This window comes from Levilactobacillus bambusae (assembly GCF_003124125.1).
Taxonomy (GTDB): domain Bacteria; phylum Bacillota; class Bacilli; order Lactobacillales; family Lactobacillaceae; genus Levilactobacillus; species Levilactobacillus bambusae.
Genome location: NZ_QCXQ01000006.1, coordinates 156400 through 171073, shown reverse-complemented (window position 1 = coordinate 171073; position 14674 = coordinate 156400). Strand labels below are relative to the sequence as shown.

The window sequence follows — 14674 nt, the reverse complement described above, 5'->3', positions numbered from 1 at the left end:
TTTGTGACGATTTTGTGACTACCCTATCCCTATTATAGGGGAACACCCGAATGCTTACAATCATGCTTACGTCCCTTTTTGAAACCGATCACAAAATGTTATACTAATATTATGAATTGCAACACTGAAAGGAGTTTCACTATGACCTATAAAGCCCTTGCGTTTTTCGACTTGGATAGTACCCTTCTCAACGCTGATTCGCTCGTCGATGATGAAGTTGCTACTGCGATGCGTCAGCTCAAGTCAAACGATGTGCTCCCCGTAATTGCCACGGGACGTAATATTTTTGAAATTAAGGAAATCATGGCGGTTACTGGCATTAATTCCGTCGTAGGAGGCAACGGCGCCTTCGTTGAAATTGACGGTCATCCCGCCTTTTCATCCCCGCTCGCACCTGGATTAATTGATCTGTTCCAAAAGTTTGTTAACGAACAGGGCGATACCTTTACCATGCTGAACGATGTGGAAGGTCGAGCCGATCACCTGACTAAGACCTTGGTGGATGCCTACAACTTCGTTAACATGTTGGTCGTTTTACCGGATCCCGACTTTTGGAAAACCAATCCCGTCTACATGATGGTCGTTCAAACATTACCGGAGCACGATGATCTTTACCGGCAGCATTTTGAATCCACCCATGAGCTGACCTTTTACCGCAACACACCGTCCAGCATGGATATTGTGAACTACGGTGTCTCCAAGCAGACTGGGATTCAAGAACTCATTAAAGCGGGCCACTTTGAGGGAATCCCAACGTACGCATTCGGCGATGGCAATAATGACATTCCCATGTTAGATTTTGTTGACCATGCGGTTGCCATGGGTAACGCACTCCCCCACGTTGTTCCCCACGCCGAGTATCAGACAACGGCGAATACCAACCATGGAATTGTGAACGGCCTACGCCATTTTGATCTGATTCCTTAATTATATTCACGTTAAACTGTTATACTAATAGGAGTTTAACGTTTGTTTATTAAAGGAGTTCACATGAAAAATTCGGCCCTGCGTTCTACATACGACATGTTTATCATCACCCTCGCGATAATTTCAACCGGGTTGACCCTCTATGAATTTGCCGAACAAATCCCACTCAACACCGCCCCCTTTGACACCATTGACAACCTCATCTGGGCGGTCTTCACCATTGATTACTTTGGCGGCCTTTGGCTAGCTAAAAATAAGCGTCAGTACGTTAAAACCCACGTGTTGGACCTCCTAGCAATCATCCCAGTTAACTACCTATTTTCGCTCTTCCGGTTTGCCCGGGTCATTCGGCTGGTCAGGATTGCCCGCTTAATTCGGTTGGCGGGAGTGATTGTAAAAATTCGGGAAAAGCTCTATTCCTTTTTAAAAACCAACGGATTTCTCTACTTAATGTACGCCAGCATTGTCATTATCCTGCTGGCATCCGCCTTCTTTTCCATGGCCGAAAATATTTCCTTTGGCGAAGCCATTTGGTGGGCCTTAACAACTGCCACAACGGTGGGCTATGGTGATGTGGCACCTCATACCCACGCTGGGAAAGTGATTGCCATCTTCCTCATGCTCGTTGGCGTCGGGTTTGTCGGGATGTTAACCAGTACGCTGACAACCTTTTTTGCCGCTAACCAGCAGGATTCTCAGCAATTAAATCGGGTTCAAAACGAGATTGCCCAGCTACATAAAGAAAACCACCAGCTTCAGCAAAAGTTAGATCATCTTTCAGATCAACTTCAGAATTCGGCCCAAAAAAAGCCGAGGGACTAGCTCATTCGCTGTCCTTCGGCTTTTTAGTTACTTATATGTGTCAAAAATCATATCTAATGCCTGGCTTAATGTTTCTTCAGGGCACTCCTCAACTTTTCGGTTGGGTCGTTGGTTAAGATCCAGCGTTCGTTCATGTTCGGTCATAATAAATCCGTGAACTTTAAGGTGCTCTGGTAATGCTAAATGCAGTGGAAACCCGTTGTTCGTGGTGGTAATTGGTACGATTTTAACCAGCCGAGTAAACTCATTAAAATCATTACTTGATACGATCAGTAAAGGCCGATAACCATTTTGTTCGTGACCCACAACCGGGCTTAAATCAGCAAGGACAATATCCCCCTGATGGTACATTACTTTGTCCACCTGACATCCCCCCTAAATCTGCTCACGTCCCTGTGGTTGGCCCGCGTCAAACTCGAGCGACTCATTCGCATCAAACTGGGCAAAGTACTGATCCAGATCAAACCCTGAAAATCGTTTTGCAAGGGGTGATTGTTCTTCATATTTTTCAATCACAATCCGATTTCCCTCAACACTAATGGTGACCTGCTGTCGTTCTTCAAAGATCCCAATTTGTTCCAACTGTTTTTTGGGGAGGTGAATTCCCTTAGAGTTCCCCCACTTTGAAATGGTCGTAATTGTCATCGTGTCCCTCCTCATCTATTTACCGCCGATAGTATATCCCGATAGATACATTTTAGCAATCCAAAACCCCACCTTGGGGAAGAATTTTTAACACCCGCTGTCTGCCGGTATCCAACCAAAAACCATCTCAATCTATCGGTCTTCAACCCGCAACCATTTTTCCTACTGCAAACGTTATGACTCTCTTATCACTATCCGGTTTAAGTATAGCCCTCTATTCTGCGAACTCAAACATAAGCACTGGCTAACCCCTCCTTGACACAATAAAAGACTCACCGGTTCCATTAAGTTTGGGCCCCGTTGAGTCTTCGTTAAGTTGATTAGTTGTTGGGGCCAGCTATCTAGGCCCGGTCCGGCATAAACATGGCTAAACCTTGAGTTTTAAACGCATAGCCCAATGGATACCAGGCGTTCTTCGTCCGTTTAACTGGGCGCCCAGTCGCAATCCGATGCAGAGCCGCCTGATAATAACTTAACCCGATCAGGGATCCGAGTTTTTTATCCAACAACTTAACTCCGGTGGTTAAATGTTCCAATTGCAGGTGGTCAAACTGACCCTGCTGAATTTGATTGGGTAAGTCAGGAATTAACGCTAACGGCCGGGCTAACCCGATCAAGTTCGTTTGATTGCGGTCAACCGCTTCGACCATTCCCGTCATACTCCGGAACCCACCCGTCACACAGACGGGAACGTTCACTATCCGCTTTACCTTTGCGGCGTAATCAATAAAGAATGCCCCGTTACCCGTACTCTGCATCCGAGGGTTTTCATAGTTTCCCCCGGAGATTTCAATGAGGTCGACCCCGAGCTCGGCCATCCTCTGAATAACCTGGAGTGAATCGGATTCAGTCAGTCCATCCGGCCGAAAATCCGAGGAGTTAATCTTAAAGCCCACGGGAAAAGCAGCTCCGACTGTCTGCCGAACCGCTGAATAAATTTCCACTAGAATCCGCATCCGGTTTTCCAAACTGCCACCGTATTCGTCATGCCGCTGATTGTCATGGGGCGATAGGAATTGATTGAGCAGGTAACCGTGGGCCGCATGAATTTCTACCCCCGTAAATCCCGCCCGTTTGGCAACGCCCGCTGCCCGAGCAAACCGGGTCACAATATCTTGAATTTCTAAGACCGTCAGTGCCCGTGGCGGATTAAAGGCAAAGGCGTTATCCCCTTCTAACGGGATGGCACTGGGAGCGACAGGTTCGACACTCATGGTTTTCGGTGATTGCTTGCCCGGATGATTTAACTGCATCCAAAGTTGCGTCTGATTTTCGGTTCCTGCGGCTGCCCAGGCCCGCAAACGGTCCAAATCCCGGTCATCTTCCACCACAACGTTGCCCATTTCTCCGCGGGCCCGGGAGTCCACCATCACGTTACCGGTAATTAATAATCCCGTTCCACCCTGAGCCCATTGGCGGTAAAGATTAACTAGGTCCTTGGTCGGCCGAAACCGTTTATCCCCCATTTCCTCGCTCATCGCAGGTTTAACGAATCGATTCTTAAGGGTGGTTCCGTTCTGTAAGGTTAGTGGGGTAAATAATGGATTAACTGACATAAAAAAGCCTCCAATTTAGTTTGTATGTTTAAACATTTAAACAAAAAAGCCAAGAAAGCCGTTATTGGCTGTCCTTTTCTAATGAATCGGCTAAATCCCGCAGTAACTGAATGGTCGGTTCCATGTTGTTTTCGTAGTACCGTTCAGTTCCAACCTGATCCACCCTAACGAGGTTAGCCGTTAGCAATAGCTTTAAGTGGTGGGAAACCGCTGGCCGTGAAAGATTTAACTTTTCCGTTAGTTGATTCACCGTTAGTGGTTGGTCACATAGATAAAGAATAATTCGCTGCCGGTTTGGGTCACTCATCATGCTAAGGCTTGGTTCAGCTGCCTTAAATAGGTTAAATGATCGTTCGCTCATCGTAATCCCCTTCCGTTCAAATGTTTAAACACATTAAAACACAGCTTAATTAAACTGTCAAACCATTGTAAACCGCGATTATATTTTGGTAAGTGATTAAATTATTTTTGATTTTTGCTATACTTTGTAAGGTTAACTTTTTATTGGACACTTGATCTACACGTTAAAGGAGCAAACTATGCTAAAGAAACAATCACCTTTTACCCTATTATTTACATTAGTCGTTCTTGGCGGGCTACTAACGGGTTGTACGTCGGGGTCATCCTCCTCCGAGGATCACTCCCAGTCCGCTACCAACTCAGTTCAAACCTCGTCAACTAAACCCTCCGCCTCCCATAAGGCCATTCTCTCTAAGCTCATCACTTACACCAATCAGCAATCGGCCGGCCCCACCAAAAACTATTACTGGGAAAACGGGCGGGCCAAATTATCAGGGTTTCAGAATATGAAGGCCGGGGATACCCATTTTTCCGCCGATAGTCAAGGACGTTCTACAACGGCCAAGGCCATCCTTACCTATTCGGAATACCGAGCTTCGCAAGGATCACGGCAGGGAACACCGTTAGCCCCTCCTGCCTGGCCGTCTCAGAACCCTAAGGTGGCCATTACCTATGGTTTAACGGGCCGCACCTACCATGGTTACTTATATAACCGCAGCCATTCCATTGCGGATAGTTTGTTGGGGGCTAAGTCCTACACCTCAGAATATAATTTCACGACCGGTACCCGCCCCCAAAACGTCGGTGCTAATCAAGATGGTGGCATGCGGCACGCAGAAGAGCTAGCCGAAAACTACTGGCAGAACCATGCCAACACTAAAAATACCATCTCGTACGAAACCACCCCACTCTATCAAGCAGACGAAACCATTCCCCGCGGATCCGTTGTCGACATTAAGTCATCCGATGGGCGTTTAGATCAGGAAATTGTGGTGCTTAATTCGGTTGAGGGGTATCAGATTAATTACACGAACGGGTCTAATTCGTCATCGACTGTTGCAAATCAAAGTCGGACCACCGAATCGTCCTCTCAGTCGTCATCTTCTACAGCGGAAAGCTCATCCACGTCTTCCGTAAGTCAGTCCACAGAGACTCCAGTTAAACCGACTACTAATGGGCAATGGACAATCGCTGGCTCTGGGATGGTGTACGTCTCAGATAGCAACAAGTACTATTCCAAGGTTATGAATCCCAACAACTATGAGTACATGAGTCAAACGGCCGCGGTATCTAACGGCGCTACACAAGCCATCCGTGGCAATCAATACGCACAACCATAAGCATCTGACTTAACTGGCCCAGAACCCGAGATCCCCACCTCGACTTCTGAACCAGTTTTTTTCTATCCAATCACCGGCTGCAATCCATCAGCTTCATCGTACATCGCTTTCTGTCCAGGGCACCCCTCTAATGTCGCCCGTCACCCCTCAACTCCTGCCCAGATATAAGCATGTTGCTCCCATTCTAGTAGATTTTGCATTATACTCAGACTGAAAGTATTGTCTGTTACTCACCCAGTAGGAGGACATTATGAAAGCGATTTTAGAACTAACAAACGACGAGTCCGTCACTTTTGACCTTGAATCCCCAACCCTAATTAATGGGGGCGACATTCGGGTTTTTAACCTCAGCCGTTACGGGTTAGAAGCTGCTGATCTTGACTTCCCTACCGTTAAAAATCGCCTCGTCACACTTTCTAAAACCCGCGAGCAGCTGATCCTTAATGGGAAGCACTACTACGTTTCAGCGGTCAATGAGACGACTGATAATGATAATTTAAGCGAAGTCATCGTCGAAAAAAGCAATCCCTTTGAATAAGAGCGCCGGCCTTAAATTTTTAAACGAAAAGATGATTTGATTGGACAAGAACCGCATTGTTTCCTTCACCGATGGGGTCGTCAGCATTGTGATTACCCTGCTTATTTTTAATATTCGCATTCCAACCCGCCCAGTCCTGTCGTCCCTGCGAACCATTACCCCGTTAATGCTAACCTACCTCGTTAGTTTTATTTTTATTGCCGTCATTTGGGTTAGCCACCACCGGCTATTTGGCATGGCAAACCGGGTTTCAAACGCGGTCATTTGGGCCGATCTTTTTTGGTTGTTTTGGTTAACCCTCTGTCCGGCTGTGACGCTTTGGGTGGGCCACGATAGCCAAAATATGATCAGTTTTTTACCTGAATTTGCTTACTTAGTCGTCTTTACCATGTGGAGCTTTTCCTTTTCTATCTTGACCCACTACCTGTTAAAGGCCAATCCTGACGCCAGCAAACTTCAATGGGCAGTCAAAAACGACCGTCGCAGCCAAATTTCACTGTTAGTCAGCGTGATGCTCTTTTTTGGGGTCTTTTATTATCCACCCATTGTCTTGATTGGCCGGTTTCTTATTTCAGGCATTTGGGTCTTTCCCTACCGGGTTTCCACTAAAATTCACCATTCCTTACTCGACCACTTTAGAAAATAACGGCAGACCCTAGGGTAGCGCTGCTATAACCTTAACTGGTTTGGCTGGCCGGCCCTAGAATCAGCCATTAGTTGCAAAAAGAACGTGAACAGAAGTCCCGTTAGTGCGGACCGCCTGCTCACGTTCTTTTTATAGCCTAACTAGGTTGTTGGGTTCGCTTAACTAAGTCGGCTAAATACTGGGTGGTTAGACTAGTTGGGGACTTCGCTAATTGAAGCGGACTGCCCTCCGTAACTATCCGGCCCCCATTTTCACCGGCTCGTGGGCCAACATCAATCATATAGTCGGAATTGGCCATCAAATCTAAATCATGGGTAATTACAATGAGGGTTGCCCCCTTCGCTAGGAGTTGATCGAAGACCCTAATCAAGGTCTGAACATCTAGGGGGTGCAAACCGGTTGTTGGCTCATCAAAAATAAAGAGGGTTTGGTCCAATTGATGACCTAAATGGGTCGTTAATTTTAGCCGCTGCGCCTCACCACCAGAAAGACTTGGGGTCTCCTCCCCTAATAACAGGTACCCCAACCCCATATCGTTTAGGATCGTTAAAGTCTTCTCTATTTTGGGCTGGTTACTAAAGACGGTAAGTGCCGTCCCAACCTCTAAATTCAAGGCATCAGCGATACTCAACCCCTGCCACTTAACCGTTAGAACCGTTGGGTTAAACCGGCTGCCGTGACAAGTAGGGCAGGTTTCAACGACATCAGGCAGGTATTGGATATCCAGCGAAATTTGGCCGGTTCCCCCACAGGTAGGACACGCCCCATCCTTAGTATTATACGAAAAATAGGAACTCGTTAAGTGCTGGCGTTTAGCCTCTGGTTGGGCAGCGAATAAACGCCGGAGTTCGTCCATGATGTTCGTATACGTGGCGACCGTTGAGCGAACGTTCTTACCAACCGGGGTAGCATCAATACTCACAAACTGTTTCAAATGGGGATTCGTTAATTGGGTAACGTAGTCTGGAATTGGGTTGCCCTGACTATTAGCCGTTAAGGCGTTGAATAACCCATCAAGAATGAGGGTGGTTTTGCCAGCCCCGGAAAAACCGGTAACTGCGGTTAACCGATTTTCCGGAATCGTAATGGCGACATTCCGTAAATTATTCTTCTCGCCAATTGTCAGTGTGAGGCAGCCCGTTGCCATAATCTGATCTGCGGAGATTGGCTGCCGAACTAATAGGGGGGCAGTCCCCTTTAAAAACGGGCCAATCAAAGAGTTCGGATCCGTTTTTAACGCGCCAGGAGTCCCCTGGGCAATCACTTCTCCGCCCTTTTGACCCGATCCCGGACCGATTTCAATCACCCAATCTGCGGCGTTGATAATGGCCGTCTCGTGTTCTACCACCACTAATGAATTTCCCTGATCGATTAATTGATGAAATATCTTAATCAATCCGGTAACGTTATCGGGATGCAAACCTACTGACGGTTCATCTAGTACGTATAACACCCCAGTCGTTTCGGTCCGGAGCGTGCGGGCAAGCTGGATTCGTTGGAGTTCACCCGTTGATAACGTTTCACCGGCCCGGCTCATCGTTAAATAATCCAACCCTAAATTTAAAATCGGGGTGAGCTGACTCAATAACTCCCGGGTTAGGTTGGCTGCCAGTTGGGTCATATCCCGGGGCAGCCAGGCGGTTAGGTCATCGACCCACCGGTTCAGCTCCTTTAACTCTAAGTCACTCACTTCCGCAATATTCTGCCCCATTACCAGTTGAGTCAACCGATCGGGGTTCAACCGGGTTCCGTGGCATACCGGACAAACGGACGTGGTATAAAATCGGTTAAGCCGTTTTAAGGCGACTTCGCTTTTAGTGTTGGCTAAACTTTCGGAGACCGCATCAAACGCGTTCACATACTGAACGTCAGACATATGGAACACCCGACCGCTTTTCGTTGGGACGTTAATATCATACGTTTTTCCGTGACCATGCAGAACAAACTCCTTTTGCTGCTCACTAAGCTGGTTATACGGAATTCCGATTGGAATTCCCGCGGCTTCCGCTACCGTTGGCATGAAGTTTCTCCCCGGCAGTTTCCAAGCGGCAACCGCGCCATCTTGAATTGATTTAGTCGGATCACTAATTATTTTCGTGGGATCGAGTTGTTTTGTGACGCCTAATCCCCCGCATTCCAGACATGCGCCACCGGCGTTGAAAGCAAAGTCTTCCGCGCTATAGGCCGAAAACTTCACCCCGCAGACCGGACAAGTAATGATTCCCCTCTCATTGCCAGCCTTATCCATGGCTTCCGCAATTTTAAGGGTTGGTGGGATTTGGTGCCCATTTGGACATCTCGGCGAACCAAGCCGGGAGAAAATCAGCCGTAAGACATTGTATATTTCGGTCATGGTTCCAACGGTTGACCGAGGGCCCGGAACGGTTGGCCGTTGTTTAAGCGCTAACGCTGACGGAATGTGCTTGATTGATTTCACATCCGCCCGGCCAGACTGACTAATCCGCCGTCTGGTATACGTGGAGAGCGCATCCAAATACCGTCGCGACCCCTCAGCGTATAAAATCCCCATTGCCAGCGACGACTTTCCCGAACCAGATAATCCCGAAATTACCACAAACTGATTCAGCGGAATGTTAACGTCAATGTTTTTAAGGTTATTAACTTGCCCTCCCCGCACCTCAACTTCTAAGTTTTTCTCCATTAATCCTGCCCCTCCCCATTTTCTTCTTGCTTAATGACTTGCCCTAAGCATACACCAGTTTGGCACAACTCACTTCGATGCGTTCTTATCCCCTAATTCCTGTGGAATAACGTCACGTGCAGAGCGACGTTTATATATTGATCCCCTGCCTATTTTAAAAAACAACAGACAGAAACATTCCACGTAGATTTGTACTCAAGATGTACTCTTATGTCTTTTTTAAACATAAGGAAAGCCTGCTAAACGATCATTTAGCAGGCTTTCCTTATTTGGGCTCTACAATATTTGGTGTTGATGAAGAAATTCATCAACGCCCTTTTTGTGCATAACAAAAGGACATATCCATCCTTATGCAACAATCAAGTCGACTAAAACAAAAATTGAAAGCGGTGGAAGATATGTCCCATAATCAGTTTATACGAGATCTGTTAGAAATTAAAGATAATAATATCAAAATTAATGACACCTATCAGCAAAGAAGCGATTAAGCCTTGATTATTAAAGCGAATTCAACTTATCCATAATAACGCATTATTCGTCCTGCTAACAAAAACCACTTTGCTCAATAGCACAATAGCTTAACGAGCAGCAGTCTTGGCAATAAACTTCCTGCAATACATAAATTACGGGAACTCCCCCAATTTATCCGAACATTTGCGGTAATCAGTGAAATAATCTAATTATTTTTCCGAGCTGTAATCAACAACGATTGCGAGATGCTGGTTACCGATAAATTTTAATGGTAAAGCCATGTTCGACATATCCCCTAACTCAAATTCTTCACCTCTACTTGTTTCCGTACCCTTATCAAGTACCACACATACACGAAATTCTTTCTGATCTGAATAGCGCTTGCGTTTAAGAAATGGAATAGTGTCATAAAAGTTATCCATCTGTGAAAGGCCAGCAAACTCCGCAGGATCATCATCGTCATAATAGTGGACCTTCCCGCAGGTGTTGGGTGTGTTTTGTTTTTTCAACAAATCAATAAACGGATCGGTATATATAATGACTGGGACTCTTTTATCAGTATTAAAAGTGCGAAAATAATCAATGACCTCTTTCTTCAACACATAAATCCGTTGATTTTCACTGTGTGAGTGTTCGACAAAATCCTGTTTCGTCAGGTAAAAGAAACTGGCTATTCCATAGTGATTCTTATCTTCCTCAGACATATCATAGCGCGAAATTGCATGAGAAACGGGAAATTCATATATTTTGGGGTCACCTTCAATTTGTAGATAAGCGGTAGCATTGGTTAAGTTTTGGGTATACGCGCCTTCACTATCATCACCAATGATACTATTACCATTTCTCTCAACCTCGTTAAAGTAGTATAGTGAACTAAAGTGTACATGCCCTTTTAGAAAATCATCAAGATATTGTGGTTCAATAAACTTTAAAAAGAATCCAAGGTTTGGCATATCTTCATTTGTCATTTAGTGTTTAGTCCTTTCAATAGCAGGTCCATTGGCATCGATATCTAATTTCAGTGTGTAAAAAATAAAAAGTCATTCGCGGTATAGCGAATGACTTTTTATTTCCTTATAAGTTTGCTTTCATTTACAGGTTACCATAAATGTTACCAATTAATGGTTTTATATGAAAAACAAAAAAAACAGAATGCTATTATATCAATGTTTTAGCACTTATGTGAGCCCATGAAACCTATTCAATGGAGTTGGCGGGAGTCGAACCCGCGTCCGAGCATATCGCCACCCGGATATCTACGTTCATAGAGTGACTATTTGAAGTTCACTAATCAGAGCGCCGTCAGTCAAGGCTAACGAGATTAGCTAACCTGATTTATCTCTTTTAATCTACTTCAGGTGTGAGCGATTAACGTAAGTCCGCTAATTTAGGACCCAGATTCTACCCGCAGACAAGGTAGAGAGGATCTACGCATGCGCTTATTAGGCAGCCAATGCGTAAGAGTTAGAATTATTGTTTGCAGTTATAATTTAAAACTGGACCTTTTAACGAAGATGCCGCTTCGAAACGCAATCCGGGCTCGACCTATACCCGTCGAATCCATAACAACCCCGTAATTTACTTCATAAGTGTAGCACGTTTGTAAAAAAAACAAAAGTCATTCGTTCAAACACCGATCCCATTCGAATAAAATAGTCAAACTGCGGTGAAACTTTGAAGTCTTTGTGACCCCTGAGTATATTCATTGAAACCGATTCCAGTTCTTGTTATCTTATGGCCATAGTTAACCACCAAGTCACTGAATAGAAAGGATGATTAACATGTTTAGTTGGTTATGGACCCTTATCATCGGCGGAATCATTGGTGCCTTAGCAGGAATGCTAACGAGTCGGGACCTCCCGGCTGGAATTATTGGCAATATTGTCGCGGGATTGGTTGGTTCCTGGTTAGGTGAAGTGGTTCTTGGAAGCTGGGGCCCTCATATCGCTGGAATGGCACTTTTTCCATCCATCATCGGTGCCGTTGTCCTCGTTCTAATCGTCTCCGCTATTTTTGGTTTAAGCAAACGTAAAAGTTAGTGGGTGATCCTATGAGTCGAACCAGTAAGTTGATCGTTTCACTGGCGGGAATTGTTACCCTGCTTGCGGGAATTATTTTACTCGCCATTATCATTCCCATCCCCTACCTGACCCCCTGGCTTCACGAGCCGCAACCGGAAATTGACGTGATGATTACCGTGGCTGGAGCACTGACGGCACTCATTGGCTTTTGCCTCCTATTGGTTGGTTTGTTTAAACGAACCCGGTTAAAGCAGGCCCAGTTTGACAGTCAGTCTGGCACACTAACCATTCCGGATAAAATCGTTGAAAAAGATCTGGCTCATCAACTAAAGGAACGCTTTTCCCTGCCAGACGTTCACGTGCGGTTAAAAATCGCCCGGTCAAATCAGGTTCGGGGCAAGATTACGATTAGTCAGCCCCGTTTGTCGCCCCCACCAGCTGTTGAACCCATGGAAAAGGAAGCGAATGACTATTTAACTCGCTTGGGCTTCCAAGTCAAACGCTTAAACGTTCAGCTGACAACTGAAACCCATCGGTCACGTCAACCCCGTGTTGTCTAAGGAGGTGATCCAATGACACCGACCATAATTGGGGCCTTTGTTGGCGGTTTACTTGGCTTCATTTGGTTTATATTCGGCTTTACCGCCTTTCTCATCGTTGCTCTCATGGCGCTCATTGGTGCATTAATTGGGCGTTTCGTTCGATTCGATACTAGAGCCATTCGCCAAAAACTTGCCGCGTTCTTTTCTGAATAGTCGAAGGAGGAATTTAATATGCCCGATCCAATGAAAACTAAACTAACCTATGATGATGGCGTAATTGAAAAAATTGCTGGGCTAGCCGCCCGAAACGTTGACGGAGTTCTATCGCTAGACGGCGGTTTACTCAGCGGTCTCACCGATCGGTTTCGGAGTGAATCCGATCCCACTCAGGGAATTGCGGCTGAAGTTGGTGAACACCAAGTCGCTTTAGACATGAAAGCCACGGTTGAATACGGCAAGGATATCCGCCATATTTTCGACGAAATCTGTCAGCGCGTTAATCGTGATATTTCCCAGTATACCGGGCTAGAAGTAGTTGAACTTAACCTTTCAATCAACGACGTCATGAGCAAACGGGAGTGGCAGGCTCAAAATAGTGGGAAGCCTAACTCAAATCAATCAACGGAACAAGTCAATTAACTCAGAATAATAGGAGGTCAACTTATGGCACAAAGTCCAACAGTCGATAAAACCATTGAATTTGATCCAGTGGTAATCGAAAAAATTGCTGGTAAAACCGCAGCTAACGTTGATGGAATCCTAGCACTTCAGGGGAACCTCTGGAACAACCTCACCGACCGGCTTAGCAAGGACGACAATCCAACCCACGGTATTGATGTCGATATTGATAAAGAAGCCAAGACCGTGGCCCTCAAATTAACCGGAATTTTAGAGTACGGTAAAAATGCCCCGACGGTCTTTGATCGGTTAAGCAAAAACATTACGGAATCGGTGACGAACATGACTGATCTTACGGTGACAAAAATCGATCTCGTCGTCAAGGATATGTTAACCCATGATGAATGGACCGAACAATCCAAAAAATTGACGAAAAAGAAGCCAGATTAGTTTTATCCGGCTCATATCAAAGAGGCTGTGGCTTTAGTCGTTTAAGCCTGTCAAAATAAGGGTCATCCCGTAATACGAACGTCCTTTGCTCGTGTTTTGGGGTGACCCTTATTTTGATTTGACTTGACTAATATCACGTCACTACTGGCACGAAGGCATCCGTACTTTGGATGAGCGGATTCGTGCCAAGTTGTAGATTTGTGTTTTCTGAGCGAAGCGGACTTATGTCACGGCCCTTCTTGGAGTCAAAAAATTTCCGCTGATTTATTTAACCTGTAAAAATGAGCCGGCATCCTGTAAAATTTCTGAGAATCCTGGTACGGTCGCCTTATTGGTATCGTAGTTTCGTTGCCATTCACAGGCCAATTGGGGAACCGAGGTCATCTGGGCCCCCTTGGTTTGCATCCGCCGAATGGCTGCATCGTTAGCGTCTACTGAAGAGCCAGCCACGCAATCCAATACTGGATAAACATTGTAGCCTTCCTTTAGGGCATCGAGAGTTGGAAACGATAGACAGGCTTCCGTCCACAGGGCGGCAATCACCAAGTTTTTACGTCCGGTTTCGTGAATGGCATCATAGAAGTTTTGGTCTTCCCATGCGTTAATCACCATCCGGTCATAGACGTTTAACCCTTCAAATTCCTTGCGAAGGGCCGGAAAAGTGGGTTCATTCGCTCCCGACGTCACATTAACGGTTGCTGGGACCAAGGGAATTTGGTATAGCTTGGTTAACCGAGCTAAGTCAACCACGTTACGCATAATTTTAGCAGTATTTGCTGACTCCTGTGACAGTAACTGCGTTGGTTGGTAATCAATGATTGCCACCACTGTATTACCTGGATCTAATAATGTATCCTTCTGTGGGTCACGAGGTTTCATACTATTTGGCTTAATAAGTGGCATAACGATTATCCCTCCAAAAATTAATGTTTTGAAACACCATCAGAATAGTGACTTTCAAAAACAAAGTCAACGAAAGACCCCTCAACGCGGTTAGAACCAACAAATCCAGCCACCGTGTCCTAATTTATTAATTGGGACGTTAAAGGCCTAACCCTCTCTGGGGTTAGGCTCTTTCTTTTCATAAAGTGGCGTTCAGATTAATTGAAGGACATGAGTCCCGTTAATGATGGTAA

The 14674-nt window shown here is 45.6% G+C and carries 17 protein-coding genes and 1 other RNA gene; 10 read left to right on the top strand and 8 right to left on the bottom strand.

What is annotated here, in order from left to right; genetic code table 11:
• Positions 1-141 precede the first annotated feature (141 nt).
• Together DCM90_RS08635 and DCM90_RS08630 are read left to right on the top strand one after the other, a co-directional pair.
• A complete protein-coding gene (locus DCM90_RS08635) occupies positions 142-927 on the top strand; it encodes a Cof-type HAD-IIB family hydrolase (protein ID WP_109250961.1) in 786 nt (261 codons plus the stop codon).
• Between the two features lie 42 nt (positions 928-969).
• Positions 970-1749 (top strand): ion transporter, encoded by a 780-nt coding sequence (locus DCM90_RS08630; protein ID WP_225366013.1) that lies wholly within the window; start codon positions 970-972, stop codon positions 1747-1749.
• Between the two features lie 27 nt (positions 1750-1776).
• On the opposite strand, the gene DCM90_RS08625 is transcribed toward DCM90_RS08630, so the two are convergent.
• From DCM90_RS08625 to DCM90_RS08610, 4 genes are all read right to left on the bottom strand, one after another.
• The gene (locus tag DCM90_RS08625) at positions 1777-2112 is read right to left on the bottom strand and encodes a type II toxin-antitoxin system PemK/MazF family toxin (protein WP_225366012.1); all 336 of its coding nucleotides are present in this window, start codon (positions 2110-2112) and stop codon (positions 1777-1779) included.
• A gap of 12 nt (positions 2113-2124) precedes the next feature.
• Positions 2125-2394 (bottom strand): AbrB/MazE/SpoVT family DNA-binding domain-containing protein, encoded by a 270-nt coding sequence (locus tag DCM90_RS08620; RefSeq protein ID WP_109250959.1) that lies wholly within the window; start codon positions 2392-2394, stop codon positions 2125-2127.
• Between the two features lie 341 nt (positions 2395-2735).
• Positions 2736-3950: an NADH:flavin oxidoreductase/NADH oxidase family protein gene (locus tag DCM90_RS08615; RefSeq protein ID WP_109250958.1), complete on the bottom strand. Its 1215-nt coding sequence runs from the start codon at positions 3948-3950 to the stop codon at positions 2736-2738.
• A gap of 61 nt (positions 3951-4011) precedes the next feature.
• Entirely contained in the window at positions 4012-4311 is a 300-nt protein-coding gene (locus DCM90_RS08610) for an ArsR/SmtB family transcription factor (protein WP_109250957.1), read from the bottom strand.
• A gap of 178 nt (positions 4312-4489) precedes the next feature.
• Here DCM90_RS08610 and DCM90_RS08605 point away from each other — a divergent pair, with 178 nt between their 5' ends.
• From DCM90_RS08605 to DCM90_RS08595, 3 genes are all read left to right on the top strand, one after another.
• Entirely contained in the window at positions 4490-5590 is a 1101-nt protein-coding gene (locus tag DCM90_RS08605) for a DNA/RNA non-specific endonuclease (RefSeq protein WP_109250956.1), read from the top strand.
• Positions 5591-5840: 250 nt separating this feature from the next.
• The gene (locus DCM90_RS08600; protein ID WP_109250955.1) at positions 5841-6128 is read left to right on the top strand and encodes a hypothetical protein; all 288 of its coding nucleotides are present in this window, start codon (positions 5841-5843) and stop codon (positions 6126-6128) included.
• Positions 6129-6168: 40 nt separating this feature from the next.
• The gene (locus DCM90_RS08595; protein ID WP_109250954.1) at positions 6169-6774 is read left to right on the top strand and encodes a TMEM175 family protein; all 606 of its coding nucleotides are present in this window, start codon (positions 6169-6171) and stop codon (positions 6772-6774) included.
• Between the two features lie 136 nt (positions 6775-6910).
• On the opposite strand, the gene DCM90_RS08590 is transcribed toward DCM90_RS08595, so the two are convergent.
• The 3 genes from DCM90_RS08590 to ssrA all read right to left on the bottom strand — a co-directional run bounded on the left by DCM90_RS08590 (position 6911) and on the right by ssrA (position 11480).
• The gene (locus DCM90_RS08590; protein WP_109250953.1) at positions 6911-9436 is read right to left on the bottom strand and encodes an AAA family ATPase; all 2526 of its coding nucleotides are present in this window, start codon (positions 9434-9436) and stop codon (positions 6911-6913) included.
• A gap of 680 nt (positions 9437-10116) precedes the next feature.
• Positions 10117-10875 (bottom strand): hypothetical protein, encoded by a 759-nt coding sequence (locus DCM90_RS08585; protein WP_109250952.1) that lies wholly within the window; start codon positions 10873-10875, stop codon positions 10117-10119.
• A gap of 234 nt (positions 10876-11109) precedes the next feature.
• Positions 11110-11480: a transfer-messenger RNA gene (ssrA, locus tag DCM90_RS08580) on the bottom strand.
• Positions 11481-11688: 208 nt separating this feature from the next.
• On the opposite strand from ssrA, the gene DCM90_RS08575 reads away from it, so the two are divergent.
• From DCM90_RS08575 to DCM90_RS08555, 5 genes are read left to right on the top strand one after another with little or no spacing between them, the layout of a single operon-like run.
• The gene (locus tag DCM90_RS08575; RefSeq protein ID WP_109250951.1) at positions 11689-11946 is read left to right on the top strand and encodes a GlsB/YeaQ/YmgE family stress response membrane protein; all 258 of its coding nucleotides are present in this window, start codon (positions 11689-11691) and stop codon (positions 11944-11946) included.
• Positions 11947-11957: 11 nt separating this feature from the next.
• Positions 11958-12488, top strand: coding sequence for an alkaline shock response membrane anchor protein AmaP (amaP, locus tag DCM90_RS08570; RefSeq protein ID WP_109250950.1), 531 nt, complete (start codon positions 11958-11960; stop codon positions 12486-12488).
• Positions 12489-12500: 12 nt separating this feature from the next.
• Positions 12501-12683: a hypothetical protein gene (locus DCM90_RS08565; protein WP_109250949.1), complete on the top strand. Its 183-nt coding sequence runs from the start codon at positions 12501-12503 to the stop codon at positions 12681-12683.
• A gap of 30 nt (positions 12684-12713) precedes the next feature.
• A complete protein-coding gene (locus DCM90_RS08560) occupies positions 12714-13109 on the top strand; it encodes an Asp23/Gls24 family envelope stress response protein (protein WP_225366011.1) in 396 nt (131 codons plus the stop codon).
• A gap of 24 nt (positions 13110-13133) precedes the next feature.
• A complete protein-coding gene (locus DCM90_RS08555; protein WP_109250947.1) occupies positions 13134-13538 on the top strand; it encodes an Asp23/Gls24 family envelope stress response protein in 405 nt (134 codons plus the stop codon).
• 264 nt (positions 13539-13802) lie between these two features.
• Here the strand turns inward: DCM90_RS08555 and DCM90_RS08550 are convergent, their stop codons facing one another.
• Positions 13803-14441: an isochorismatase family protein gene (locus DCM90_RS08550; RefSeq protein ID WP_225366010.1), complete on the bottom strand. Its 639-nt coding sequence runs from the start codon at positions 14439-14441 to the stop codon at positions 13803-13805.
• Between the last annotated feature and the right edge of the window lie 233 nt (positions 14442-14674).

Coding starts and splice junctions, on each gene's coding strand:
- DCM90_RS08605 (WP_109250956.1), top strand. CDS start 4,490: ATGCTAAAGAAACAATCACCTTTTACCCTATTATTTACATTAGTCGTT.
- DCM90_RS08565 (WP_109250949.1), top strand. CDS start 12,501: ATGACACCGACCATAATTGGGGCCTTTGTTGGCGGTTTACTTGGCTTC.
- DCM90_RS08560 (WP_225366011.1), top strand. CDS start 12,714: ATGAAAACTAAACTAACCTATGATGATGGCGTAATTGAAAAAATTGCT.
- DCM90_RS08635 (WP_109250961.1), top strand. CDS start 142: ATGACCTATAAAGCCCTTGCGTTTTTCGACTTGGATAGTACCCTTCTC.
- DCM90_RS08575 (WP_109250951.1), top strand. CDS start 11,689: ATGTTTAGTTGGTTATGGACCCTTATCATCGGCGGAATCATTGGTGCC.
- DCM90_RS08620 (WP_109250959.1), bottom strand. CDS start 2,394: ATGACAATTACGACCATTTCAAAGTGGGGGAACTCTAAGGGAATTCAC.
- amaP (WP_109250950.1), top strand. CDS start 11,958: ATGAGTCGAACCAGTAAGTTGATCGTTTCACTGGCGGGAATTGTTACC.
- DCM90_RS08600 (WP_109250955.1), top strand. CDS start 5,841: ATGAAAGCGATTTTAGAACTAACAAACGACGAGTCCGTCACTTTTGAC.
- DCM90_RS08615 (WP_109250958.1), bottom strand. CDS start 3,950: ATGTCAGTTAATCCATTATTTACCCCACTAACCTTACAGAACGGAACC.
- DCM90_RS08555 (WP_109250947.1), top strand. CDS start 13,134: ATGGCACAAAGTCCAACAGTCGATAAAACCATTGAATTTGATCCAGTG.
- DCM90_RS08585 (WP_109250952.1), bottom strand. CDS start 10,875: ATGACAAATGAAGATATGCCAAACCTTGGATTCTTTTTAAAGTTTATT.
- DCM90_RS08590 (WP_109250953.1), bottom strand. CDS start 9,436: ATGGAGAAAAACTTAGAAGTTGAGGTGCGGGGAGGGCAAGTTAATAAC.
- DCM90_RS08610 (WP_109250957.1), bottom strand. CDS start 4,311: ATGAGCGAACGATCATTTAACCTATTTAAGGCAGCTGAACCAAGCCTT.
- DCM90_RS08550 (WP_225366010.1), bottom strand. CDS start 14,441: ATGCCACTTATTAAGCCAAATAGTATGAAACCTCGTGACCCACAGAAG.